The following is a 24,245-nucleotide window of genomic DNA, read 5'->3' on the forward strand; positions in this document are numbered from 1 at the left end:
CCGTTTAGTTTACCAAAACGTTCTTCTCCGCAAGCGCTCTCTTAAATTCTTCGGTTAATAACGGCACTACTTCAAACAAATCTCCGACGATGCCGTAATCGGCAACATGGAAAATATTGACTTCTGGATCTTTATTGATTGCTACGATCACTTTTGAACTTGACATTCCCGCCAGATGCTGGATCGCTCCGGAAATGCCGCAAGCGATGTATAAATCTGGTGTCACGACTTTCCCTGTTTGACCGATTTGCATGGAGTAATCACAATACCCGGCATCGCAAGCGGCGCGTGATGCGCCAACGGCACCTCCGAGAACATCTGCCAGCTCTTGCAACGGTTTGAATCCTTCCGGACTTTTTACTCCCCGTCCGCCGGAAACGATCACTTTTGCCTCAGTAAGATCGACTCTGCCGGTTGCTTTTTTCACAACCTCTCGTACCACCGTCCGCAAATCTTTGATCTCTGACGACAATTTGATGGTTTCAGCAGCAACAGGATTTTCTATCGCTTCGAGATTGTTTGGGCGAATGGTTGCCATTACGATTCCGTCAGTAATTTGTTTCTTTTGAAACGCCTTTCCGGAATAAATCGGTCTTGTGAATACAATTCCGTCACCCGTTTCCACATCCGTGCAGTCAGATACCAATCCAGCGTTTAACCGTGCTGCTACACTCGGAAAAAGATCTTTTCCAATGGAAGTATGTCCGGTCAATACAATCTGCGGCTGCACTTCGCCGATTACTTTTAACAATGCTTGCTTATAGCAGTCTGGCGTGTATCGGTTCAACTCTTCATTGTCTACAACATACACCTTCTGTGCTCCATATTTGGCGAGTTCTTCAAAATATTTTTCTCCATCGCTGCCAAATACGCATGCAGCGATTTCCCCGCCGCTTGTAATACGTCTTGCAACGGTTAAAACTTCAAACGACACATTTCGCAGTTTTCCGTTTTTGGATTCAGCCAGTACAAGTACTTTCGTCATTCTCTTCTCCCCCTTTAAACAACTTTAAGTTCTTCACGCAGAATATGAACCAATTCTCCAACTTGAGTTTTGATTTCCCCTGTAAGAACACGTCCCTTTTGTTTTTGTGGCGGCAAATAATGCTCGATCGCGATCGATTTCGTTTTAAGGTCATCTTGGCTTAGATTCAAATCCTCGATCGTCAATCGTTCCAACGGCTTCTTTTTCGCTTTCATGATTCCCGGCAATGACGGATAGCGTGGCTCGTTCAGGCCCTGTTGTGCAGTTACCAGAATCGGCAGAGACGATTCAATGATCTCGACATCTCCTTCCGCATCCCTTTCTGCCTTTACAGACTCCCCATCAATTTCCAGCTTCACAATCGTGGAGATATGCGGAATCCCCAATTCCTCGGCAACACGCGGCCCTACCTGGCTGGCTCCATTATCCACAGACATATTTCCGCCGAGGATGATATCGTATTGCCTTTCTTTAATGGCAGCCGCTAATATTTTCGCAATACTATACTCATCCAATGGCTGGTCTTCATTTTCGATTAAAACAGCCTTGTCTGCTCCCATGGCTAAAGCTGTACGCAGGGCACTCTCTGCCCCAGACGGCCCAACTGTAATCACCGTAACCTCTCCGCCATGCTTTTCTTTTTGCTTGACGGCTTCCTCAACCGCAAATTCATCGTACGGATTTAAAATCAACTCCACATTTTCCTTAACAATTTGGCCGTTTTCTATTATTATTTTTTCTTCTGTATCGAATGTTTGTTTCATAATGACTAACAAATTCATGATCGAAAACCTCCTTTTTTCTCTTCCTGCGTGTGTACACACAGTTTTATGCAATCTTACACATGGTGATTAACTGTTGTTGTGTACGGGTGTGCCGGTTTGAGTGAATCATTTTCCGCAATACGGGTGATACGGAATGAAGCAAGATCAATGCCTGGCTGCTTGCTTTCTCCTTCCAAAACCAAGTCTGCCGTCAATTTTCCAACGATCGGCGTGATTTTGAAACCATGTCCGCTGAAACCGGCACAAACGTAAGCGCCTTCAATAGGAGTTTTACTAATAAACGGAATCCCGTCAGGTGTAATTTCATAAGCTGCCGAGTAACTGCTTAACAATTTTGCTTGATCAAGAGATGGAAAACAACTAAGGAATTTCTCGATCGCTGTTTCAATCGCCTTTTCCGTTGCATGCTTCGGATAATTGTCTGCATCGTAATCAGCCGGATCGATAAATTGCGGATCGGCGTGATCGGCATTTCCTAATAATAAATGTCCGCTGCTTACTTCGGGTTTAATGTACTGGTCATGTTTGAAATCTCCGAAAGAAGGTACTCTTCCTGCTCTTCCAATGGATTTTCCCGGAGAGACATATACGAGTTGGGCGCGCTGTCCTCTGATCGGCACATCTACACCCACATTCTTCATTAAATGATGCGCCCCTACTCCGGCTGCTACAATGACACAACTTGTAAATATCGTTTGATTATCTGTAGTTTCAACACCCAAAACAGTGCTGCCATCTTCACTCGTAATGATTCTCTTAACACCGCAATGCTGCTTGATTGCAACACCCAATGCACGTGCTGCATTGGCAAACGCTTGATTCGTGAGGACCGGATCGCCATAACCTCCTTGCGGTTCAAATGCAAATGCTCCAAATAGATCCGTATCCATTTCTGGCCAGATTTCTTTTACTTCCTCCATGGTAACCATGCTCGTATTGACACCGTTGCGCTTTTGCATTTCGACATTCAATTTCAATGTCTCAATATTTTCATCATCAACACCAAACAAATACCCTACTGGTTGATAACCGACTTCGTGGCCTAAAATTTCTTTGGCATGTTGAAACGTTTCCAAACTTTGCACAGCCATACGCGTGAGCAGTTCATAGCTGTAATGGCCGCGTAAAACACCGCTTGATTGGCCTGTTGCTCCGGAACCGATCGCTTTTTTGTCCAAAACTAAAATATTTTTAACATTTCTTTTCGCTAGTTCGTATGCTGTGCTGCAGCCCATTAATCCTGCTCCGATGATGACAACATCAGCTGTCTGTGGCAAATTACTCATCTTTTCAGGAGCCTCCCTTTTATGTGTCGAAATTTTGCAGAACGATTATTTGAAATCCTCGGGTTAATAGTATCGCGAAGAGAGGAGAGACGTCATTGGACATTTTGTTGAAACTTTTTCATGGAGTTCCAACAATCTGTGGAATGATTCTATTACACCTCCAGAGTAATATATTTTTACGATTCGACATTCTTTTTAAGCTTTATTCCACATTTCAAAACGTATGTCCTGACACAGCTTTACATTTTATATGTGATGAAGATGAAATGTAGAGAATCAGTACATGAGGAAGGAGTTTTTTATGGCAGGCTTGATCAATTTTATTCTTTTTCTAGTCGTAGCGGGGTATGCGGTCTATTTGGTTGCAAATATCGTGTATAGCCGTGTGATGTTTATCAAGTTAGGAAAAAAATCGAATCTAAAGAAAGATACCAGGCAGCGCGTTCATGAATTGCTAGTCAACGTTTTCGGGCAGAGAAAACTGTTTGAAGACCCGAAGAGCGGTGCGATGCACGTCGTGATGTTTTACGGCTTCATCATTTTGCAATTTGGTGCTGTCGAGTTGATTATTAAAGGGTTCGTAAAAGGCTTCGAATACCCGATCGGCTCGGCCCATAGGTTCTTCAGCTTGTGCCAGGAAATTACGACATTCTTGGTCTTGCTGGCAACCGTCTATGCATTCTACCGCAGATATGTGGAGAAGTTAAAACGTTTAAAACGAGGGTTCAAATCAGGATTGGTCGTTATCTTTTTATCTGTTCTCATGATATCCATTCTTTTGGCGCTTACGTTTGAACATATATGGCTTGATAAAGCATGGAACGGATTTGCGCCGATTTCCTCCACGCTTGCCGTGGTGTTCGGCGGAATGGGCCAGACGGTTGCAGAAGTCCTCTTTTATATCTTTTGGTGGGTGCATTTACTGACGTTGTTATCCTTTGCTGTGTATGTTCCGCAATCGAAGCACGCACACCTCATTTTTGCACCGGTTAACGTATATTTGCGCGACAGCAAACCGCATGGCAAGTTGACGTCGATTCCATTCGAAGATGAATCCCAAACGAGCTATGGTGTAGGCAGAATCGAAGATTTTAGGCAAAATCAATTGATCGATTTGTATGCTTGTGTGGAGTGCGGACGCTGTACGAACATGTGTCCTGCTTCCGGAACGGGAAAAACCCTTTCTCCCATGGATCTTATTGTGAAAATGCGCAACCATCTCACCGAAAAAGGAGCTGCGGTCACAAAACGTACACCCTGGATGCCGGCATTTGCCTTCAAAGGTACGCTTGCTAACCAACTTACTTATAATGCGGAGATTGCTGCAGCAACGGAGACGGCTGAGTCGCCTGATTTGGAATACTCTGTTAACCTGATTGGCGATGTCATTACGGAAGAAGAGCTGTGGGCGTGTACAACCTGTCGAAATTGTGAAGATCAGTGTCCGGTGGCGAACGAGCATGTCGAGAAAATCATTGATATGCGTCGTTACCTGGTGTTGGATGAAGGAATCATGCCGAATGAAGCGGCTCGTTACTTCCAGAATATTGAACGGCAAAGCAATCCATGGGGGATAAACCGTAAAGAGCGAATCAAGTGGCGCGAAGGCCGCGATGACATCCAAGTGCTGACGGTGGATGAAACCGATGAGTTTGAATACCTCTTTTGGGTAGGTTCGATGGGATCGTTCGATAAACGCAGCCAGAAGATCGTTCAATCGTTTGCAAAGATTATGAACACGGCCGGGATTAAGTTTGCTATCCTTGGTAATGAAGAACGCAACTCCGGAGATACAGCGCGCCGACTGGGCAATGAATTTTTATTCCAGCAGCTGTGCCAAGAAAATATTGAGAACTTTCAAAACTATGGGGTAAAAAAAATCGTTACGATCGACCCGCATGCTTATAACACGTTCAAAAACGAATATCCGGAGTTTGGATTGGAAGCGGAAGTCTATCATCATACCGAATTGATCCATAAATGGCTGCGAGAAGGGCGAATTAAGCCGATGAAAGAAGTTAATGAAACGATTGCGTACCATGATTCCTGTTACATTGGACGATACAACGGCATTTTTGATATCCCCCGGGAAATATTGCGTATGATCCCCGGCGTGAAAGTGCTTGAAATGGAACGAAACAAGGAAAATTCCATGTGCTGTGGCGCGGGTGGCGGCATGATGTGGCTGGAGGAAAAACAAGGCAAGCGAATCAATATGGAGCGTACGGAACAAGCACTCAGCTTAAGCCCTACGACCATCGGCAGCAACTGTCCGTATTGCCTGACAATGTTCAATGACGGCACCAAGGCAAAAGGTGTGGAAGAACAGGTCCAAACATTGGACATTGCTGAAATTGTGGAAAAATCATTGTAGTAAGCCAGGAGGTAAAGATCACATGAAAAAGTTGAACGGATTTGCTCCCGACAACACGCCACGCGGTGCAGCAACCAGTGCTTTTATCGAGCATGTCGAAAAAAAATCAAATGGAAGATTGAAAATAGAGACCTTCCCTATGGAAATGTATGGTACGGAAAGTACAATAATTCAAGCTGTCCAAACAGGCACACTTGATATGCAAATTGTCGGTGCAAATATTTTGGCGAACACGATTCCACAGTTTGCGGCGCTTTCTCTGCCACTTCTGACACAAAGCATTGACGAAGGCTGTGCCGTGCTGGATGGACCGGCAGGAAATCGATTGCAGGAGCTTGGCGAAGAGCATGGCTTCAAAGTCCTCGCCGATGTCGCTCTTGGTTACGCACAAATTACAAATAACGTTCGACCGATCAATAGCCCTGATGATTTGCTGGGTATGAAAATGAGATCCCCCGATGAGTACAGTTTTATCGAAACGTTTAAAGCCCTTGGAGCATCTGTTACAACTTTGGACTATACGAAACTCTATACCAGTCTTGCTGAAGGTGTAATCGACGGACAATTCAATCCATTGTTTAACATCTTTGACCTAAACATCGACGATGTGCAGGACTATTTGGCAATGACAAACCATACTTACTACGTTGCGTTCATTATTATGAACAAGAATGTGTTTGACGGCCTTGCTCCTGAACTGCAACAAATCATACTAGAAGCAGGAAATAAAGCAAGACATGCTGCGCGCAAGTATGTTGGCGATCATGAAAAAGATCTGCTGGAAAAAGCAAAACGATCATTTAAGGAAATTACGTATCCTGAAATGAAACCTTTCCAAAAAAAGATCCAACCTGTATACGCAAAAATGGAAGAAGTGATCGGTGCTGAAATCGTTCATACTATCCAAGAATTCCTGACAGTTTACCGAAGAGAAAAGGCGGTTTCCGTTTAAAGCGTGTTGCTGCCCTAGATGTGAATGTTAGAAAACACAGCTTTTTTACACCGTTCAAGTTATAATTTGGCAGGTCGAGTGGAGGTATTTACTTGAAGGCAATCTTATTGGGAATTGCAGCTTCTTTCTTTTTTTCTTTCACTTTTATATTAAACAGGTTAATGAGTGCTAGTGGAGGAAGTTGGATCTGGAGCGCTTCATTGCGCTACCTTTTCATGTTTCCCTTACTTTTGATTGTCGTGGTACTTCACAAAAATTTTAGAGCGCTAATTGAAGAAATGCGTAAACATCCCTGGCAGTGGGTATGGTGGAGTTTTGTTGGATTTGGATTGTGTTACTCTTTGCAGTGTTTTGCGTCCGCTTATGGCCCTGCATGGTTGATAGCAGGAACATTTCAAATTACTATTATTGCCGGTTCACTTTTGGTTCCATTGTTTCACGAAATACGCCAAACTGCGGATGGTGTAGTCAAAGTCAGGAAGCGAATTCCAATTAAGGGAATGGGAATGTCTTTCGTAATTCTATTAGGTGTTGGGTTAATGGAATGGTCCCAGTCAACGCATGTTTCCATACATGACATGCTGCTCGGGACTGTTCCAACCATTATTGCTGCATTTGCGTACCCTTTAGGGAACCGAAAGATGATGGAACTTTGCGAAGGCAGGCTGGATGCATATCAAAGGACTCTGGGAATGACAATTGCCACACTTCCGTTGTGGTTGATTTTATCTTTGTACCAGGTTGTTGCACACGGACTTCCAAGTAACTCGCAATCTCTTCAATCGTTCATTGTGGCAGTGTTTTCAGGTTTCATTGCCACGGTGTTGTTTTTTACTGCGACCGATTTGGCAAAAAGCAACGTTTATCAATTAGCCAGAGTAGAAGCGACTATCTCTGGAGAAGTGGTATTTACGCTGATTGGTGAACTGCTCGTCATATCAGGGACCAGGATTTCAATCGTTGGTCTTATTGGTCTGTGTCTTGTGGTTATTGGTATGGTTTTACACAGCCTTATTTCATCACATGTGCAACGTGCTTCAAGCAACGAACCAATTCAAATGGCACCTTGATTGACTGACCATTCTTTTTCAATTTGCATCTTTATGAATTCACATGAAAACACCCTCTCAAGGAGGGTGTAAGTTGAAAATTTATATTTGCTTAAAATTATTTAATATTGTTCTTGTTCGCAACAGGTACAGGTTCTGTGAATTCGCCATTGCCAAGAGAGTAAGAAACATACGTGTTGCCACAAACTAAGCAATACAATCGTTCATATTCCGACGAAAATGAAACTTGCTCCAAATGACCTTTAGGTCCGCAGTGTGGACATAACATGTTCCCAACTCCCTTTTTAAGAAAATGGTATTCAATGATTACTTAAATCGATTTCTACCAGCCACGGACAGCCATCCGCTCTGTTTCGCGCAATGTTGACAATTCAATCCCCTTCATCGCTGTCCCAAGGTTTTTGGACAATTCTGCGATCAATTCATAATCCTCAAAGTGCGTGGTTGCTTCCACAATCGCCCGGGCAAATTTTGCAGGATGATCTGATTTAAAGATACCAGAGCCTACAAATACGCCATCAGAACCCAAATGCATCATCAACGCTGCGTCTGCAGGTGTTGCAACGCCACCGGCGGCAAAGTTTACAACAGGTAGCTGACCACTTGTATGAACTTCAAGCAAAAGTTCAAAAGGTGCCCCTATATTTTTTGCTTCGGCATATAACTCATCTTTTGACATAGCCTGCACCCTGCGAATTTGCGCTTGCATGGTTCTTTGATGCTTCACTGCTTCCACAATGTTTCCCGTTCCTGGTTCACCCTTTGTCCGAATCATGGAAGCACCTTCAGCGATACGGCGTAATGCTTCCCCTAAACCACGGGCGCCGCAGACAAACGGAACTGTAAATTCCCGCTTATTGATATGGTATTTATCATCAGCCGGTGTCAAAACTTCACTTTCATCAATATAGTCAACGCCAAGAGATTCTAATATTTTTGCTTCAACAAAATGTCCAATACGAGCTTTTGCCATAACCGGTATGGATACCGACTTCATAACTTCTTCGACGATTGTCGGATCTGCCATCCGTGCAACCCCGCCAGCGGCGCGGATATCCGCCGGCACACGTTCCAATGCCATAACGGCGACAGCACCTGCTTCTTCCGCTATTTTCGCTTGTTCTGCGTTCACCACATCCATGATGACGCCGCCTTTTTGCATTTCTGCCATACCCCGTTTAACCCGTGATGTACCTACTTCCATGATGATTTGCCTCCTGTTGAAATACAAACTTGACATTTAAAAATGCTCACAATATTTATTTTGCTAAAAGTTCCAAACCAGCAATTCCGGGACGAGTCATTTCATATGGATCTAGAATCAGATCCAATTCCTCTTTCGTCAAAACATTTTGATGAAGACAAATATCTCGCACCGATTGTTCGGTCAAAATTGCTTCTATGGCGATTCGTGCGGTTGTCTCATACCCCAAGTGTGGATTTACGGCAGTAATGACACCGACACTTTTTTCGACATTTTCTTTGAGCCGTTCTTCATTTGCTTCAATGCCCGTTAGACAATATTCCGTGAAGACGCGGAAAGCGTTCGTCATGATCTGAATCGATTGCAGCAAGTTAAAGACCAGCACCGGCTCCATAACATTCAACTCTAACTGCCCTGCTTCTGATGCCAAGCTAATGGTTTGATCATTTCCAATAACCTGAAAGGCCACTTGATTTATCACTTCAGCCATGACAGGATTTACTTTTCCCGGCATAATCGATGACCCTGGCTGTCGTGGCGGCAAAAAGATTTCTCCTAATCCGACGCGGGGGCCGGAAGCCATAAGTCGCAAGTCGTTGGCAATTTTAGACATATTAATCATGCATACTTTTAAAGCAGCAGAAACTTCTGTATATGAATCTGTATTTTGAGTCCCGTCAACGAGATGCTCTGCACCTGCCAATGGAAGTCCGCAGATTTCCGCCAGCGCTTTCACCGCAAAATCAATGTATTGTGGATCTGCATTCAAACCTGTCCCAACTGCCGTGGCTCCTATGTTCACTTCGTATAGGGAAGCTTTAGAATGCTGAATCCTTTGAATGTCGCGTTTCACAACACGGCGATATGCTTCGAATTCTTGACCAAGCCGGATCGGGACAGCATCCTGCAAGTGTGTCCGGCCCATTTTAATGATCGGATCAAACTGCTTCGCTTTCTCAACCAGCACATCATGCATTCGCTCCATCACAGCAAGCAACAACTTGAGTTCACTCAATACGGCAATATGAACAGCAGTTGGAAACGTATCATTTGTCGATTGTGACATATTTACATGCGTATTGGGACTCAATACATGATAATTTCCCTTTTCTTCCAAAAGTAGTTCAAGCGCCCGATTCGCGATGACTTCATTCGTATTCATGTTAATGGATGTTCCAGCTCCACCTTGAATCGGATCAACGAGAAACTGTTCATCCCATTTTCCATCTATAATTTCATCGGCTGCTGTGATGATGGCTTCGCCCAAACGAAAACTTAATCGATTTATTTTCATATTAGCCATTGCAGCAGACTTTTTGACCATTGCCATAGCCCTGATGAGAGCTGGATGGAGCCGGAACCCTGTAATTGGAAAGTTTTCAACTGCACGCAATGTTTGTATGCCATAGTAGGCATTTAGCGGGACTTCCTTTTCTCCAAGAAAATCTTTTTCCAAACGAGTTTGCTTCATCATGCTGTTAACCTTCTTTCAACTATAAATGCCTCCCACTGAGATGAAATCTGCTTAAGAAAGCCTTTGTACGCGGATTTTGCGGATTTCCGAACAGTTCGCTCGGAGCCCCTTCTTCTACGATTTTTCCGCCATCCATAAACAACACCCGGTCTGCAACATCACGCGCGAAGTCCATTTCGTGCGTGACCAAAATCATGGCCATTTCGCCTTCAGCCGCGATTTCTTTGATCACTGCAAGCACTTCGCCCACCATTTCCGGATCAAGTGCCGAAGTCACTTCATCAAACAGCATAATCTTGGGACGCATGACCAAGGCACGGGCGATTGCCACACGCTGTTGTTGCCCTCCCGACAGTTGCGATGGATAGGCATCTAATTTGTGAATAAGGCCTACCTTATCCAACATTGTTTTCGCCCGTTCGATCGCTTCCTCTTTTGTAATACCCAAAACATGAATCGGTGCTTCAATGCAATTTCTCAATACGGTCATATGCGGAAACAGATTGTATTGTTGAAACACCATCCCGATCTTTCCGCGAACCCGATGAAGATGTTTTTCATCAGCAGAAACCAGCTTCCCATTGATCTTTTTATGCCAAAGCAATTCTCCGTCTACTTCGATGGTTCCAGCGCTTGGCCGTTCCAGCGTCATTAACATTCGTATCAAGGTTGTTTTTCCAGAGCCGCTCGGTCCTATAATCGCCACTTTTTCACTTGGATAAATGTTGAAATCCATATCCTTTAGGATTTCCACATCACCAAACGATTTACCGATTTTCTGATAGCGAACGATCGGCTCATACCCCCAGCCTGCTGCGTTCCCTTGTTGCTTTTTGAAATCCTTAGACGGAGTTTGATTCAAATTTAGCAGTTGGCTCATTGATTGCCACTTCCTTTCTTGCATCTTTTGTCATGTTTTCTTTTCTCGTATTTTTATTCAAACGGCCTTCTAGCTTTCTAACAAGCAATGCGGAAGGAAAACTCAAAACAAAAAACAATACACCGACAATGGTAAACGGTTCAAGATAGCGGAAGGATTCCGAGCCGATGATTTTTGCGGTCTGCATCATTTCCACCACCGTAATCGCGGATAACAGAGGAGTATCTTTAAACATGACAATCAAATAGTTCCCGAATACAGGGATGACAGGTGGAATCGCTTGCGGCAAAATGATGCGGAACCAGATTTGCAGCGGTGAAAAATTCAGCGCTTTTCCGGCTTCCCATTGACCTTTGGGAATCGCATCGATACCGGAACGATAGACTTCTGACAAATAGGTGCTATAATGCAGTCCCAAGCCGATTACCCCAGCTGTAAAAGGGGAAAGAGTAATACTGTAATTCGGCAAGACATAAAAGATAAAAAACAACTGAACCAATAGGGGAGTGCTTCGAATAAACTCTACGATTCCCCCAATCGTCCGAGCCAGTGGCTTGAACTTCGAACGTCTTCCCAATGCAAACAATAAACCAACGATTACGGACAATAGGAATGAGCAAATCGCGGCACTCAACGTGATCAACATGGCTTGCAGCAATTTAGGCAATATAGATATGGCAAAATTCCAGTCCCACATCAATTACATCCTCCCTACAGATACTCTACGCTCAATCCAGCGCACACCCAACGAAAGAGGATAAGCAATCACAAAATAGAGTATGAGCAATAGGCTGAAAATTGTGGTGCTTTGCAAAGTCGTCGTTTGAAGCTCGATGCCTTTAAACGTCAGATCGGCAATCGTAACAAGGGAAACCAAAGACGTTGATTTCAGAAGTTCGATCAGATTGTTGCCAAATGTCGGCAACATGATCAAAAGGGCTTGCGGTAAAATGACGAGCCTCATTCTTTGCCAATTCGACAAATTCAGGGCAATGGATGCTTCCGTTTGTCCTTTCGGAACCGCCAGGATCGCACTCCTTACAACCTCGGCTCCGTAAGCGCCATAATTCAATACTAAAGCAATAATTCCCGCAACCATGGGGGGCAATTGCAGCCCAAACATCGGCAACGCAAAATATAGCCAAAACAACTGGACAAGCAGTGATGTCCCTCGAAACACTTCTATATAAATACTTGCAATCATGCGAATGATAAAGAATTTGGATAGGCGGCCGAATCCCGCAATAAATGCCATGAAAAACGATAATACGGCTGATATCAATGTAATCTCAATCGTGACCACTGCTCCCTGCAATAAAGACGGCAACAATACAAGAATGGATTGCAATATATCCAGTACTCCTTTCTATATGCATCTACTTTCTATATGCATCTTTATTTGTAGAAATCGGAGAGGATCCTGTCCTTTCCGATTTCCTATCGAATATTTATTTGGATAATTCAGCAGCTGTTACATTACCCGGCAGATTGTCTTTGTTAAATCCGAATTTTTCGAGAATCTGCAACAATTGCCCCGACTTTTCCAATTTGTTCAACCCATCGTCAAACGCTTTTAGAAAATCTTTGTCTTGCGTACGGAAAGCAGTTGCTCCATAACTGATTACACTTTTGCCGTCAATTACCGGTTGCTTGAAATCTTTTACCATTTCAATCGATGGATCTTTTGCTGTTTTTAGTAAATCCTCCAGAGAAAGACTGGTCATCGTGATCGCATCTGCTCTTCCTGCTTTTAATGCTGCCAACGCTGAAGGATTATCCGGCACAATTTCAATCTGATTTTTAGGAACTCCGGATTTTAGCAAGTAATTATATTCCATCGCGCCACCCATTACGGCTATTTTCGCTTTCGGATTGTTTTTGATATCCTCGTAACTGTGCAGATTTAATGGATTTCCCTTTTTAACGGCGAAACCTTCTATCACCCTGTATTCCGGGTTCGCAAAGGCAACCTGTTTGGCGCGTTCGGGAGTGATATACATGCCCGCCGTGATCATGTCAAACCGCTTTGCATTCAGTCCCGGAATTAACGAGCCAAACTCCGTCAACACGCCATTCATCTGTTTGATCCCCATGGTTTTCAGTACTGCCCGTGCCACTTCCACCGCTTCCCCCGTCAGTTTTCCGTCGGGAGTCGCGTATGCATACGGTTTTTCATTTGCAAATCCAACCGATACATACCCTTGTTTTTTTGCTTTTTCTAGAGTGGTCTCATGCGATGAAGCTGGGGAAGATGTTGATGGATTCGTTGCATTTGTTCCGCAACCGACAACCAAACTGAACAATAACGGAATGGAAACCAAACCTGCCAATGCTTTTTTCATTTTGTTATTCCCCCTTTTAAGTTATAAAAACAGCTGATAATGTCAGCGTTTTCATTATTATTCAACCAAAACCAGGAAGCCGTCTTTGTATGGTATTTCACAATTTGTTTCTTGAAAAGCTTTTCAAAGATTTTATTTAAAATTCGTAAAAATGTCAAACAACTAAATTTTACACTTATTTAATTTTATAAAATTTATAAATTATTGTATTTTAAAATTTTTATTATTTTTTCAATTTAAAACACACAACTTTTGGCTCAGTCATTTCCTGCAATGCAAATTTTATGCCTTCACGTCCCAATCCTGAACCCTTCACACCGCCGAAAGGCATTGCATCAATCCGGTAATCAGAACTATCGTTGATCATGATGCCGCCAACTTCCATTCTGCGAATGGCATGAAATGCTTTTTCAATATCTTTTGTAAAAATACCTGCTTGCAGCCCATATTCATTGCGATTCGATTCACAAATCGCCGTATTGAGATCCGGAACACGATAGAGTGTAACAACAGGCCCAAATACTTCTTCCGATGCCAGTGTACAGTTCTCCGGAACATCCGTTAAAACTGTCGGCATATAAAATGCCCCTTCACGTTTGCCGCCGCATAACAATTTTGCACCCTTTGCAACCGCTTCATTTACCCAATTTTCAACGCGAATCGCTTCTTTTTCATTGATCATCGGGCCCATATCGGTAAACTCCGATAATTTATCACCCACGCGATATTGCAATGTCTGATTCACAAATTTTCCCTGAAATTCTTCAAACACTTGATCTTCAATATAAATTCTTTGAACGCCAAGGCAATTCTGGCCTGCTGCCCAAAACGCGCCGGATACGGTCGATTCGACTGCCTCTTCTAATTCTGCATCATTCAATACAATGACCGGAGAATTGGAGCCAAGCTCCATACTGATTTTTTTCAACCCGGCTTTTTTAAGAATCTCTTTTCCGGCTGACAAACCACCTGTAAAAGAAACCATTCGAATGTCCGGATGTGTAACAAGCGTATCCCCGATTTCACTGGCATAACCGGTGATGACAGACAAAACTTTTGCCGGAAGTCCTGCTTTTTCAAACGCTTTTGCCAGCATGAGCGCACTTAAAGGAGTTACCGTAGCCGGTTTGACAATGATGGCATTCCCCGCCGCAATTGCCGGCCCTACCTTGTGCGCCACCAGATTCAACGGATCATTAAAGGGCGTTATGGCTGCAATAATTCCGATTGGAAATCTGTAATAATAGCCTACCCGATTTTCACTTCCCTGCATCTGATCGAATGGTATGGTTTCCCCTTGAATTCTTCTCGCTTCCTCCGCACTGACACGAAGCGTTTCGATGCAGCGAGTTACCTCTTTCCTTGCTTCGCGAATGGTCTTGCTTCCTTCGCGGGCAATCATCGTAGCATATTCTTCTTTATTATCTAAAATCCAATCAGCAGCACGGTTTAGAATCGCAATTCGTTCATGTGTCGGAATTTCCGCCGCTATTTTTGCGCCTTTTTTTGCTTCCTCTATGGCAAACAGCGTATCTTCAATACTGGCAGCTGGAACTGTAGTGATTAAACTATCATCTTTGGGGTCACGCACATCTATCAACCGATCTCGTTCAACCCATTGGCCCGCGAGAAAAAATTTTTCACCTTTTGTCAGCGTCTTCATAGAATTACCACCTTTCATTCGATTTTTGTATTCAACTGATACTTTTCTTCCTATAATTGGCCGCGACTGATATTAATCAAGTCAATCAAAATAGAAAATCCGGTTTCCTTACGGCCTGCTCCTGCACCAACCAAAGTAATTGGCCCAGCGAGATCACAATCGAATGTAACGGCATTTGTTGCTCCTAAAACGCCTGCCAATGGGTCAGATACTGCGATTGCTTCCAATCCAACCTTTGCATAGATCGTATCGCCAGCTTTTTTTGCTTTTGCTATCAATTTCCATCGTTTCCCATTCGATTTGGCCCATTCCATATCATTTTGCGTTAAATGGCGAATTCCTTCACACTCTACATCGTCTCTTTTTAACGGAATGCCCATGACGATGTTTGCCAAAATCACAATCTTGTACTGTGCATCATATCCATCTACATCGCTGGTAGGATCGGCTTCCGCATACCCGAGTGCTTGCGCTTCCGCCAAAGCTTCTTCATATGACAATCCTTCTTCCATCTTTGTCAGGATGTAGTTGGTCGTGCCGTTCAGAATTCCGCGAATTTCCGTAATTTCATTTCCTGCCAGCGACACGATCGGCATGCGCAATGAAGGTGTTCCACTCATTACTGTTCCTTCTATTCCCCAGCGCACTCCATTTTGTTTCGCCAATTCGGACAATTCTTGATAGGCCAAGGCTACCGGGCCCTTATTGCTCATGACTACATGTTTCTTGTTGGCAAACGCCGCCTTGCAGTGGTCAATTGCCGGTTGACCGGTTTTTACGTCTGTGTATGTGATTTCTACCACCGTATCAGCATTACTCTCAGCAATGGTCTGAAAGCTATCCCAGCCCCGAATCAAACCAGGAACTTCCGGGTAATCGTCCAGTCTTCCCGTTTCTTTCACGACTCGGAGAATTTCTGTAATATCCAATCCATCCGGATGATAGATAGAACCTTTCATAATATCGGAAATTGCAACTATTTTCGCATCAAGCCCAACATCATCACGCAACACTTTATCTTTATCCCGCAAAATTTCAGCAAAACCCTGGCCGACAGTACCAAAGCCAAGCAAAGCAATTTTATGTGCCAATTTGAACACTCCTTTTGGCTATTTTAAATTCACAACCGATAGCGCCCGTTTATATACCGTTTTGCCGTCTCTGCAAGAATCGATACGCCAATCGGCAAGCATCTTTCATCAATATCGAATATCGGTGTATGCAAGTCCCGTTTCACATCATCCGGCAAAGCGCAGCCAAGGAAAAACATCGCGCCTGGCACAACCCGGGTCATATGCGCAAAATCTTCTCCTCCCAGACCAAAAGGGGTATCGATACATTTGAATTCCGGATACAGATCCCGGATCGTCGAAACAATCCATTCATTGACTCGCGCATCATTTTTTAAAGCCGGTTCTCCTCGATTGATATGGAACGTATACTTTCCACCCAAATTTGCAACGATGGAAAATGCTTTTTCGAGTTCCGAAATAATTAATTCCCTGACTTCCGGGTCATAACTGCGTGCCGTTCCTTGAATATATACCTCGGAAGGAATCACATTGCTGGTGGAACCTGCGCGGATTTGGCCAATACTTACCACTGCAGGTTCCAGGGGGGATACCCTGCGTGCAACAATTCCGTGCAGTGCCTGCAAGACCGGCCCCAACATCCACACCGGATCTGTACCCAAGTGGGGATATGCCCCATGGCCGCCTGTGCCATAAAGGGTTGCTTCAAAAACATCGACATTTGCCATGCTGTAACCGGCATGTACTTGAACTTCTCCGACCGGGTTTTCCGGACTCATATGCAATGCGATTGCACAATCCACCCCATCCAGCACGCCGGCCTTGATCATATATGGAGCTCCGGTTAAACCATGCTCATCCGTTGCTTCCTCAGCCGGTTGAAAGATGAATTTCACCGTACCTTGAATCTCTCCGGCTTGAAAACATTCTGCCAACACATGTGCTGCTCCCAATAAAATCGATGTATGTGCATCATGTCCACACGCATGCATGACACCTGTATTTTGCGAACAAAACGAGTGATTTGTCGCTTCAAGAATTGGCAGTGCATCCATGTCCGCACGAATCGCAATCGTTGGTCCCATGCCGGAACTTAATGTGCCGACAACAGCCGTTTTATACCCTACACCCGTTTCTACTTTCATTCCTGGTATCTGATGTAATCGTTCAATAACGAAATTAGACGTTTGAAATTCCTGAAAGCTTAGCTCCGGATTCGCGTGAATGTTTCGTCTCCACTGTATAATTTCGTCGGAAAGAGCTTGTGCTCTTTCCAACAATGAAACAGATGATGTGCTCATTCGACTTCACCTCAATTTTCTTGTATACTAAAGGTGATTTTATATTTTCCCAAGAATTTTTTTGACCTTTTACGAAAGGTCTTTTTTTTTATTTTTTCGAGCTGACGAGTACTTGTTCCGCAAGATATGCAAACGCTTGTTCCATATCGGCAATCAAATCATCTGTGTCCTCAATGCCTGCCGAAATTCGAACCAATCCATCCGGTATTCCCATGGCCGCGCGTTCTTCCGGTGTGCATTCCACATGGCTGGTCGTACGAGCAGGGCCATATGTGGTTTCAACGGCTCCAAGATTCGCCGCCCGATTGGCATATTTCAATTTTGGCAATAAAATCCGTACAGCATCCATTCCGCCTTTTAATGCAAAGCTAAGCATGCCGCCGAATCCGCGCATTTGTTTTTTGGCAATCTCGTGGTGGACATGTGTTTCCAATCCTGGGTAAAAGACGGCTTCCACAAGCTCTTGTTGTTGCAGATAGTTCGCTATTGCCATCGCATTCTTGGCTTGTTGTTCCACACGGAGTTTCAGAGTTTTCATCCCGCGCAAAATGAGGTATGCTGCCCAGGGATCCATCGTAGCTCCATTGATTTCCCGGTAATGATAGATCTGTTCCACCAGTTTTTTGTCTCCGCAAACCACTCCGCCCAATGCGTCCGCATGGCCGCCAAGAAACTTCGTTGCGCTATGGATGACCAAGTCGGCGCCTAATTGCAACGGGCTTTGATTGATCGGCGTTGCAAATGTATTGTCGACAACCACTAAAGCGCCAACCGCTTTCCCCGCTTTTGCCATCCGTTCGATATCTGTGATTTTCACGGTAGGATTCGTCGGGGTTTCCAGATATAAAATTTTGCACCCTTTTTCCACTTCTGCCTCAATCGCTTCATGATCTCCCGTATTGCACAAAGCGACTTCGATATTTAACTGCGGTAAAAACTCTGTAAAAATCTTATTCGTCCCGCCATACGTATCTTTAATAGAAACGATGCGGTCACCAGGTCTTAAAAATGTATATAACGTATTGCTGATCGCCGCCATCCCGGTTGAAAAACTGGTAGCCGCTTCCGCCCCTTCAAGGATCTGGATCTTTTGCTCAAACGCCTGTACGGTTGGATTTGTGTTGCGTCCATAGATATGTCCCGCTTTCTTGCCGATCGCGACATCATACCATTCATCCATGTCATCATACCCATAAGCGACACTTACGACTACCGGCACTTGTGTTGCACCGTGTACAAGTGATTCCTTTTCACCGGCCCAGACTGCTTTTGTGCCAATTTGAACATCGTTGAAATCGTTTTTGCTCATTTTACGAACTCTCCTTACTCTTCTTAGTTTGTATATTTCCTTATTCAATCCTTAAACCAAGTCCTTGTGCAACAAGCTCGTCATATGCAAACAACGCAATCGCCGTATCTTGCACACCAGTACCAGTCAGATCACAGATCGTAATCTGTTGATCATTTGTGCGGCCTGCTCTTTGCTTCGAAGTCAATTCACCAAGTTCAATAATATTGTGATCTTTCGTGATCGTTCCCTGTTCCAATGCATGGTGGAGCTCACCTAGCCGAAAACATTGGGACTTCACATCACATGCTACAACATCCGCTTGACCAAACACGCCAGCTTCCAACTCTTGCTTATGTTCCGCATCTGAACCCATCGCCGTAATATGCAGTCCGGGATGCAACCACTCCGCCTTGATGATTGGAGTTTTTGCCGGTGTCGTGGTTATCACTACATGACTCTCTTTCACCACCGCTTCCGGAGAAGTAAAGAGATTTGTTTCAACACCCAACGTTTCCCGCATCTCTCTCGCAAATATTTCCGCCCGGCTTTGTGTAGGCCCGTAAATCGTAATTCGTTGAAAATCCCGGATTTGTTTAAGCGCTTTCAGTTGATGTCTTGCCTGTCCGCCGGTCCCGATAACTCCGACAGTTTCAACCGTTTCGCGAGCGAGATATTTTGCCGCGACCGCACCTGCAGCAGCTGTTCGAACATCCGTCAAATACCCGTTGTCGAGAAAAACCGCTTGCGGAACACCTGTCACTGTGCTCACCAATAGCATCATTCCATTCCCGCTCGGCAAGCCTAATTGCGGGTTGTTAAAAAAACCGGCTGAAATTTTGATGCAAAACTTATCCAAGCCGCGAATGTATGCTGTCTTTACATCGACTTCCCCGTTATTCTCCGGGATGTCTACACGCATGATCGGAGGCATTGTTACCTTGTTTGCCGCCAACGATGCAAATGCTTCTTCTATTACAGCAATCGTTTTTTGATTTACATGAACGTGCTGCCGAATTTCGTTTTCATTGAATAGTATCAACTCAACCCCACCTTTAAGCTTTTTACCGGCTTATTTGATAAAAAGGTCGCGCGGGAAGTTAGCAAATGTTTCACAACCATTTTCTGTCACACGAACGGATTCGCTAATTTCAACACCATAGTTGTCTAACCAAATACCGGGAATCATATGAAACGTCATATTCGGTTGCACTACAGTTTGATCTCCTTGACGCAAACTTGCAGTATGTTCGCCCCAATCCGGCGGATAATTCAATCCCATGGAATATCCGATCCGGGAATCCTTTTTAAACCCGCTTTTTTCTATGCTTCTCCGCCATGCTGCCTCGATCTCTTCACAAGTAATGCCCGGCTTCACCACATCGATTGCTGCCTGAATGCCTTCTGCAACAACATTCGCCAGATCTTTTACTTTTTGTTCCGGCTCGCCGATAACCACGGTTCTAGCCAATGGCGAATGATACCGTTTATAACAGCCTGCCAATTCAAGAATCACCGGGTCACCTTTTTTATAGGGTTGATCTGTCCATGTCAAATGCGGTGTAGAAGTTTTTTCGCCGGAAGGAAGCAGTGGGACAATTGCCGGATAATCCCCGCCGAAACTTTCTGTTCCACTGATTTGAGCGTGATAGATTTTGGCGACCACATCACATTCACGGATTCCCTCTTGAATCGATTCAATGCCGACTTTCATCGCATTTTCTACAATTCGCGCCGCTTTTTTCATATACTCGATTTCGTGTTCCGATTTGACGATCCGCACCCAATTGACGAGGGATGTCACATCTTTGAAGCGGGCGTTCGGCAGTCCTTTTCGCAAACTTTCCAAACATTTTGCAGTAAAGTAATATGTGTCCATTTCTACTCCAATCGTCCGATTGGCCTGACCGATTTCTTTTAAAATGTCAGAAACAAAATCCATCGGATGTTTGACAGTAGATTGAACATAATCATCAGCATAAGGGAAAATATTTTCCGCATTTAACCACGTCGTAACTTTCGCCGCATTGGCATCCTGTCCTCTGCCAACCCAAAGCGGTTGTTCTTCATCAATAATCAAAATGAGGAGTTGATGAACATAAAATGACCAGCCGTCATAACCGGATAAATAATTCATGTTTGCCGGATCTGTAACCAACAGAACGTCAATTCCCTGCTCCGCCATTTTTTGCTTCGTTCTTTTAATTCTCTCCTGATATTCGGAAACACTAAAATTTAACATTAGACGCTTCCTCCTTTTTAAAATATAAAATTGTTAAAAAATATTGAACGGATATTTATTCTGATTATAAGCAAAGGCTAAAAATAAAAACATTCGCCATTATGTATGAAGTTTAGCTATGTATCGTAGTCAGTTTATACAATTGACGTTTATTTGAAAGTTCTTTATTATTTTTATAACTTTCAGGAGCAAAAGTCTCTCTAGTAGAAACGTAAATTTCCGCTTTATTCAAATTTCACTTTACCATTGGAGGAAATGATAATGAATGTTACGATCCATGACATTTGGAAAGCACGAAAACGAACGTCTCAAATTGTAAAGAAAACGCCCTTCTTATATTCTTCAGTCTTATCGGATGTAACAGGCGCTTCTGTTTATTTGAAACTCGAAAATTTTCACGAAACCGGTGCTTTTAAACTTCGCGGTGCCGCAAATAAAATCTTGAGTTTAACTGTTGACGAGCAAAAACGTGGTGTTACAACCTTTTCCACAGGCAATCATGGACTGGCTGTCGCATATGTTGCCAAACAGTTGGGAATAAGAGCGGTCATATGTATTTCGAACAGAGTTCCAAAGGCAAAGGTTGAGCGCATTCGCCGGCTTGGGGCAGAAATTGAAGTATTCGGACACGGGCAAGATGATGCTGAAAAACGTTGTTATCAATTGCAGGAAGAACAAGGACTGACAGTTATCAAGCCGTTTGATGATCCATATGTGATTGCCGGCCAAGGCACTATCGGTCTAGAACTGTTGGAAGATCTCCCGGATCTTGATATGGTAGTGGCGGGCTTGTCCGGAGGTGGATTGATTTCCGGTCTAGGCTTGGCATTAAAATCGACACATCCGGGTATCCAAGTCATTGGCGTGTCAATGGAGCATGGTGCGGTTATGTACGAAAGTCTTAAAGCAGGCAAACCGGTGATTTTGGACGAACAAGAAACCCTTGCAGATAGTTTGTTGGGGGGAATCGGACTCGATAATCAGTATACATTCCGTATGGTACAACAATATATGGATCAAGCAATTCTTGTATCAGAAGAAGAGATTGCAGAAGGAATGGCTTATATTTTCGAGAATCATCGCATGGCTGTCGAAGGTGCAGCCGCCGTTGGTGTCGCGGCTTTACTGAGGAAGAAAATCGGTAAACCGAACGGAAATATAGCTGTCGTAATTAGTGGTTGCAATGTCGACATATCTGCCCATTTAAATGCTGTGCAAAAGTATATTTCACATTAAAAATAACGCCCACACGAATTAATGTTGCGAAAATTTATTGTGTTGATAAAAAGTAGGGTATCCTCGGAATTGTCGAAATTCCATAATGACAGGAACAACCCTACTTACAGCCTTTCGTTTAACCAATCCGATTTATCAAATCATTTCGTTATAAATTCTTATGCAAGTTCTTCTTAAGAGCTGCGTTCTACCGGTACTTACAATACTTTAAGCTACCACAACTGCCAGCAGCCTGCCCACGCGATTTACGATTGAAAAGCACCCAGTGAATTCCTTAATTATAATTATATATTACCACCAAACATTTTTTACGGGGGAATTACAAATGAATCTGACCGTTGGAAAAAGGTTGATTGCAGGATTTCTATCAGTTGCCCTTATTCTATGCATAGTAAGCGGGTTTTCCATTTACTCGATAAAGCAAATTGAAAGTTCCTATCATGCACTCGTTTTTCAAAAGATACAAATTCGAGCAGACATTAAAGAAATCTCAATTCAAATAGCAAATCAGTCTAGAATCATTCGCGGTTATCTTTTGGTTCCGAATGATCATGATTTAACGAATTTTAAAAATAAACAAAATGAAATCACCACTTTGATAGATAAAACCTATCAAATTCCCGGAGTAAACGATAAAATAAAAACCCATATGAATCAGCTAAAAGCTATGGAAAAAGAATATATGCAAAATGCAAATCAAGTTTTGGTTTTATACAAAACAGACAAAAATGAGGCCATCAGCCAATTTGCATCCTCTGTGTTTCCGTTTGGGAACCAAATGTTAACAGAAGCTGCTGCTGCTGTCAAAGATGTACAAAAACTTATTGATATAGATCTGCAGACGACAAATTCGTTTGTAAATTCTACTATTACAAGTGTCATAACAGTTAGCATATTAGCTGTTGCCATCGCCTTGGCCCTTGGTATCTTCATAGCGCGGATGATTTCTAAACCTGTAGCGGCCCTAACCGTTGCAGCGGGACAAATTGCTGCTGGAGATCTGACGGTTGATTCACTTGCAATCAAAAACCGTGATGAAATTGGAAAACTGGCCAATGGTTTTAATCAGATGGTGTATAATCTCCGGGAAATTATTCAGCAGGTCGGACAAAGTGCGGAACAAGTTGCGACGTCATCTGAAGAATTGCTGGCAAGCTCGGAACAGACAAGCCAAGCTACCGAAAATATCGCTTCAACAGTACAGGAAGTTGCGACAGGAAATCAACAGCAAGCGAATGATGTGGAACGAGCTGCACAAACCATAGATGAAATGGCTGCCGGGCTTCAACAGATCACGTTGCGTTCACAAACAGTTTTATCAACTGCTGACCAAGCTGCTCGTGTATCGGTTGAAGGGAATCAGACAGTCCAAAAGGCCATCAATCAAATGAACACGATTCATTCTACAACGCGAGAAGTGGCATACTCTATTCAAGATTTAGGAAATCATGCGCAAAGCATTGGAAAAATAGTAGAGACGATTACCGGCATTGCGAATCAGACAAATTTACTTGCATTAAATGCTGCAATTGAAGCAGCACGAGCCGGTGAACATGGCCGGGGATTTGCAGTTGTAGCCGATGAAGTTCGAAAACTTGCGGAAGAATCGTCGAACTCGGCCAAACAAATTGCGGAGTATATTACAACAATCCAAAACGGCATTCAAAAAGCGGTTCAATCTATGAAAATTGGAGCCTCCGAGGTCAATAATGGGATTGAGGCCGTCAATCTGGCAAAAGAATCTTTTGAAAAAATTTATCAATCTGTTGAAAATGTCTCAAAGCAAATTGCAGAAGTTTCGGCAGCGACTGAACAAATGTCAGCAGGTACAGAAGATATCGTACGGGTTATAAATCATGTTGTAGCAGCATCTGAAACCACTTCATCTGCAACGCAAACGGTATCAGCAGCAACAGAAGAACAACTCGCATCCATAGAGGAAATTGCATCATCAGCAAGCTCACTTTCTAGAATGGCGATGGATCTCCAATTGTTAATCAGCAAATTTAAAGTCTAAATGTAGATTCATGAAAGAGCTCATATCATCTGAAGCTCTTTCTCAAATATGGCATACAGCAACGCTACGAATTTCTTTCATTTAAATATACAATACTTTTATAGGGATGAAATAT

At 43.5% G+C, this 24,245-nt stretch carries 20 protein-coding genes; 5 read left to right on the top strand and 15 right to left on the bottom strand.

Annotated elements, in window-relative coordinates; all coding sequences use genetic code 11:
* Nucleotides 1-4: 4 nt before the first annotated feature.
* The 3 genes from LSG31_RS02270 to LSG31_RS02280 are packed head-to-tail and all read right to left on the bottom strand — an operon-like array spanning nt 5 to nt 3,056.
* Nucleotides 5-985 carry an electron transfer flavoprotein subunit alpha/FixB family protein gene (locus LSG31_RS02270; protein WP_347437798.1) on the bottom strand — a complete coding sequence of 327 codons (981 nt, stop codon included), beginning with the start codon at nt 983-985 and terminating at the stop codon, nt 5-7.
* Between the two features lie 14 nt (nt 986-999).
* Nucleotides 1,000-1,767, bottom strand: a complete 768-nt coding sequence (locus LSG31_RS02275) for an electron transfer flavoprotein subunit beta/FixA family protein (protein WP_347437799.1) — start codon at nt 1,765-1,767, stop codon at nt 1,000-1,002.
* 56 nt (nt 1,768-1,823) lie between these two features.
* Nucleotides 1,824-3,056 carry an NAD(P)/FAD-dependent oxidoreductase gene (locus LSG31_RS02280; protein ID WP_347437800.1) on the bottom strand — a complete coding sequence of 411 codons (1,233 nt, stop codon included), beginning with the start codon at nt 3,054-3,056 and terminating at the stop codon, nt 1,824-1,826.
* 301 nt (nt 3,057-3,357) lie between these two features.
* Between LSG31_RS02280 and LSG31_RS02285 the strand changes: the two genes are divergently transcribed.
* The 3 genes from LSG31_RS02285 to LSG31_RS02295 all read left to right on the top strand — a co-directional run bounded on the left by LSG31_RS02285 (nt 3,358) and on the right by LSG31_RS02295 (nt 7,452).
* A complete protein-coding gene (locus LSG31_RS02285) occupies nt 3,358-5,430 on the top strand; it encodes a (Fe-S)-binding protein (protein ID WP_347437801.1) in 2,073 nt (690 codons plus the stop codon).
* 22 nt (nt 5,431-5,452) lie between these two features.
* Nucleotides 5,453-6,382, top strand: coding sequence for a TRAP transporter substrate-binding protein (locus LSG31_RS02290; protein WP_347437802.1), 930 nt, complete (start codon nt 5,453-5,455; stop codon nt 6,380-6,382).
* 92 nt (nt 6,383-6,474) lie between these two features.
* The gene (locus LSG31_RS02295) at nt 6,475-7,452 is read left to right on the top strand and encodes a DMT family transporter (RefSeq protein WP_347437803.1); all 978 of its coding nucleotides are present in this window, start codon (nt 6,475-6,477) and stop codon (nt 7,450-7,452) included.
* 322 nt (nt 7,453-7,774) lie between these two features.
* Here LSG31_RS02295 and pdxS read toward each other — a convergent pair whose 3' ends face one another.
* The 12 genes from pdxS to LSG31_RS02355 form a co-directional block, all read right to left on the bottom strand.
* Nucleotides 7,775-8,656, bottom strand: coding sequence for a pyridoxal 5'-phosphate synthase lyase subunit PdxS (pdxS, locus tag LSG31_RS02300; protein ID WP_488349830.1), 882 nt, complete (start codon nt 8,654-8,656; stop codon nt 7,775-7,777).
* A 55-nt stretch (nt 8,657-8,711) separates the two neighbouring features.
* Nucleotides 8,712-10,130 (bottom strand): aspartate ammonia-lyase, encoded by a 1,419-nt coding sequence (gene aspA, locus LSG31_RS02305; RefSeq protein WP_347437804.1) that lies wholly within the window; start codon nt 10,128-10,130, stop codon nt 8,712-8,714.
* 19 nt (nt 10,131-10,149) lie between these two features.
* The gene (gene ehuA, locus LSG31_RS02310; protein ID WP_347437805.1) at nt 10,150-11,010 is read right to left on the bottom strand and encodes an ectoine/hydroxyectoine ABC transporter ATP-binding protein EhuA; all 861 of its coding nucleotides are present in this window, start codon (nt 11,008-11,010) and stop codon (nt 10,150-10,152) included.
* The gene (gene ehuD, locus LSG31_RS02315; RefSeq protein ID WP_347437806.1) at nt 10,973-11,707 is read right to left on the bottom strand and encodes an ectoine/hydroxyectoine ABC transporter permease subunit EhuD; all 735 of its coding nucleotides are present in this window, start codon (nt 11,705-11,707) and stop codon (nt 10,973-10,975) included. Before ehuD ends, ehuA begins: the two co-directional genes overlap by 38 nt.
* 3 nt (nt 11,708-11,710) lie before the next feature.
* Entirely contained in the window at nt 11,711-12,358 is a 648-nt protein-coding gene (gene ehuC, locus LSG31_RS02320) for an ectoine/hydroxyectoine ABC transporter permease subunit EhuC (RefSeq protein ID WP_347437807.1), read from the bottom strand.
* A 100-nt stretch (nt 12,359-12,458) separates the two neighbouring features.
* The gene (gene ehuB, locus LSG31_RS02325; RefSeq protein WP_347437808.1) at nt 12,459-13,352 is read right to left on the bottom strand and encodes an ectoine/hydroxyectoine ABC transporter substrate-binding protein EhuB; all 894 of its coding nucleotides are present in this window, start codon (nt 13,350-13,352) and stop codon (nt 12,459-12,461) included.
* Nucleotides 13,353-13,575: 223 nt separating this feature from the next.
* Entirely contained in the window at nt 13,576-15,015 is a 1,440-nt protein-coding gene (locus LSG31_RS02330; protein WP_347437809.1) for an aldehyde dehydrogenase family protein, read from the bottom strand.
* Between the two features lie 50 nt (nt 15,016-15,065).
* A complete protein-coding gene (locus LSG31_RS02335; protein ID WP_347437810.1) occupies nt 15,066-16,106 on the bottom strand; it encodes a homoserine dehydrogenase in 1,041 nt (346 codons plus the stop codon).
* A gap of 29 nt (nt 16,107-16,135) precedes the next feature.
* Nucleotides 16,136-17,347 (bottom strand): M20 metallopeptidase family protein, encoded by a 1,212-nt coding sequence (locus LSG31_RS02340; protein WP_347437811.1) that lies wholly within the window; start codon nt 17,345-17,347, stop codon nt 16,136-16,138.
* Nucleotides 17,348-17,435: 88 nt separating this feature from the next.
* Nucleotides 17,436-18,656, bottom strand: coding sequence for a cystathionine gamma-synthase family protein (locus LSG31_RS02345; protein WP_347437812.1), 1,221 nt, complete (start codon nt 18,654-18,656; stop codon nt 17,436-17,438).
* 40 nt (nt 18,657-18,696) lie between these two features.
* Nucleotides 18,697-19,677 carry a cyclodeaminase gene (locus tag LSG31_RS02350; RefSeq protein ID WP_347437813.1) on the bottom strand — a complete coding sequence of 327 codons (981 nt, stop codon included), beginning with the start codon at nt 19,675-19,677 and terminating at the stop codon, nt 18,697-18,699.
* A 30-nt stretch (nt 19,678-19,707) separates the two neighbouring features.
* Nucleotides 19,708-20,877, bottom strand: coding sequence for a M24 family metallopeptidase (locus LSG31_RS02355; protein ID WP_347437814.1), 1,170 nt, complete (start codon nt 20,875-20,877; stop codon nt 19,708-19,710).
* Between the two features lie 255 nt (nt 20,878-21,132).
* On the opposite strand from LSG31_RS02355, the gene eutB reads away from it, so the two are divergent.
* Both eutB and LSG31_RS02365 read left to right on the top strand, forming a co-directional pair.
* Nucleotides 21,133-22,113 carry a hydroxyectoine utilization dehydratase EutB gene (gene eutB / locus LSG31_RS02360; protein ID WP_347437815.1) on the top strand — a complete coding sequence of 327 codons (981 nt, stop codon included), beginning with the start codon at nt 21,133-21,135 and terminating at the stop codon, nt 22,111-22,113.
* A gap of 325 nt (nt 22,114-22,438) precedes the next feature.
* Nucleotides 22,439-24,130, top strand: coding sequence for a HAMP domain-containing methyl-accepting chemotaxis protein (locus LSG31_RS02365; protein WP_347437816.1), 1,692 nt, complete (start codon nt 22,439-22,441; stop codon nt 24,128-24,130).
* Nucleotides 24,131-24,245: the final 115 nt, after the last annotated feature.

It is taken from the genome of Fodinisporobacter ferrooxydans, from assembly GCF_022818495.1.
GTDB lineage: Bacteria > Bacillota > Bacilli > Tumebacillales > MYW30-H2 > Fodinisporobacter > Fodinisporobacter ferrooxydans.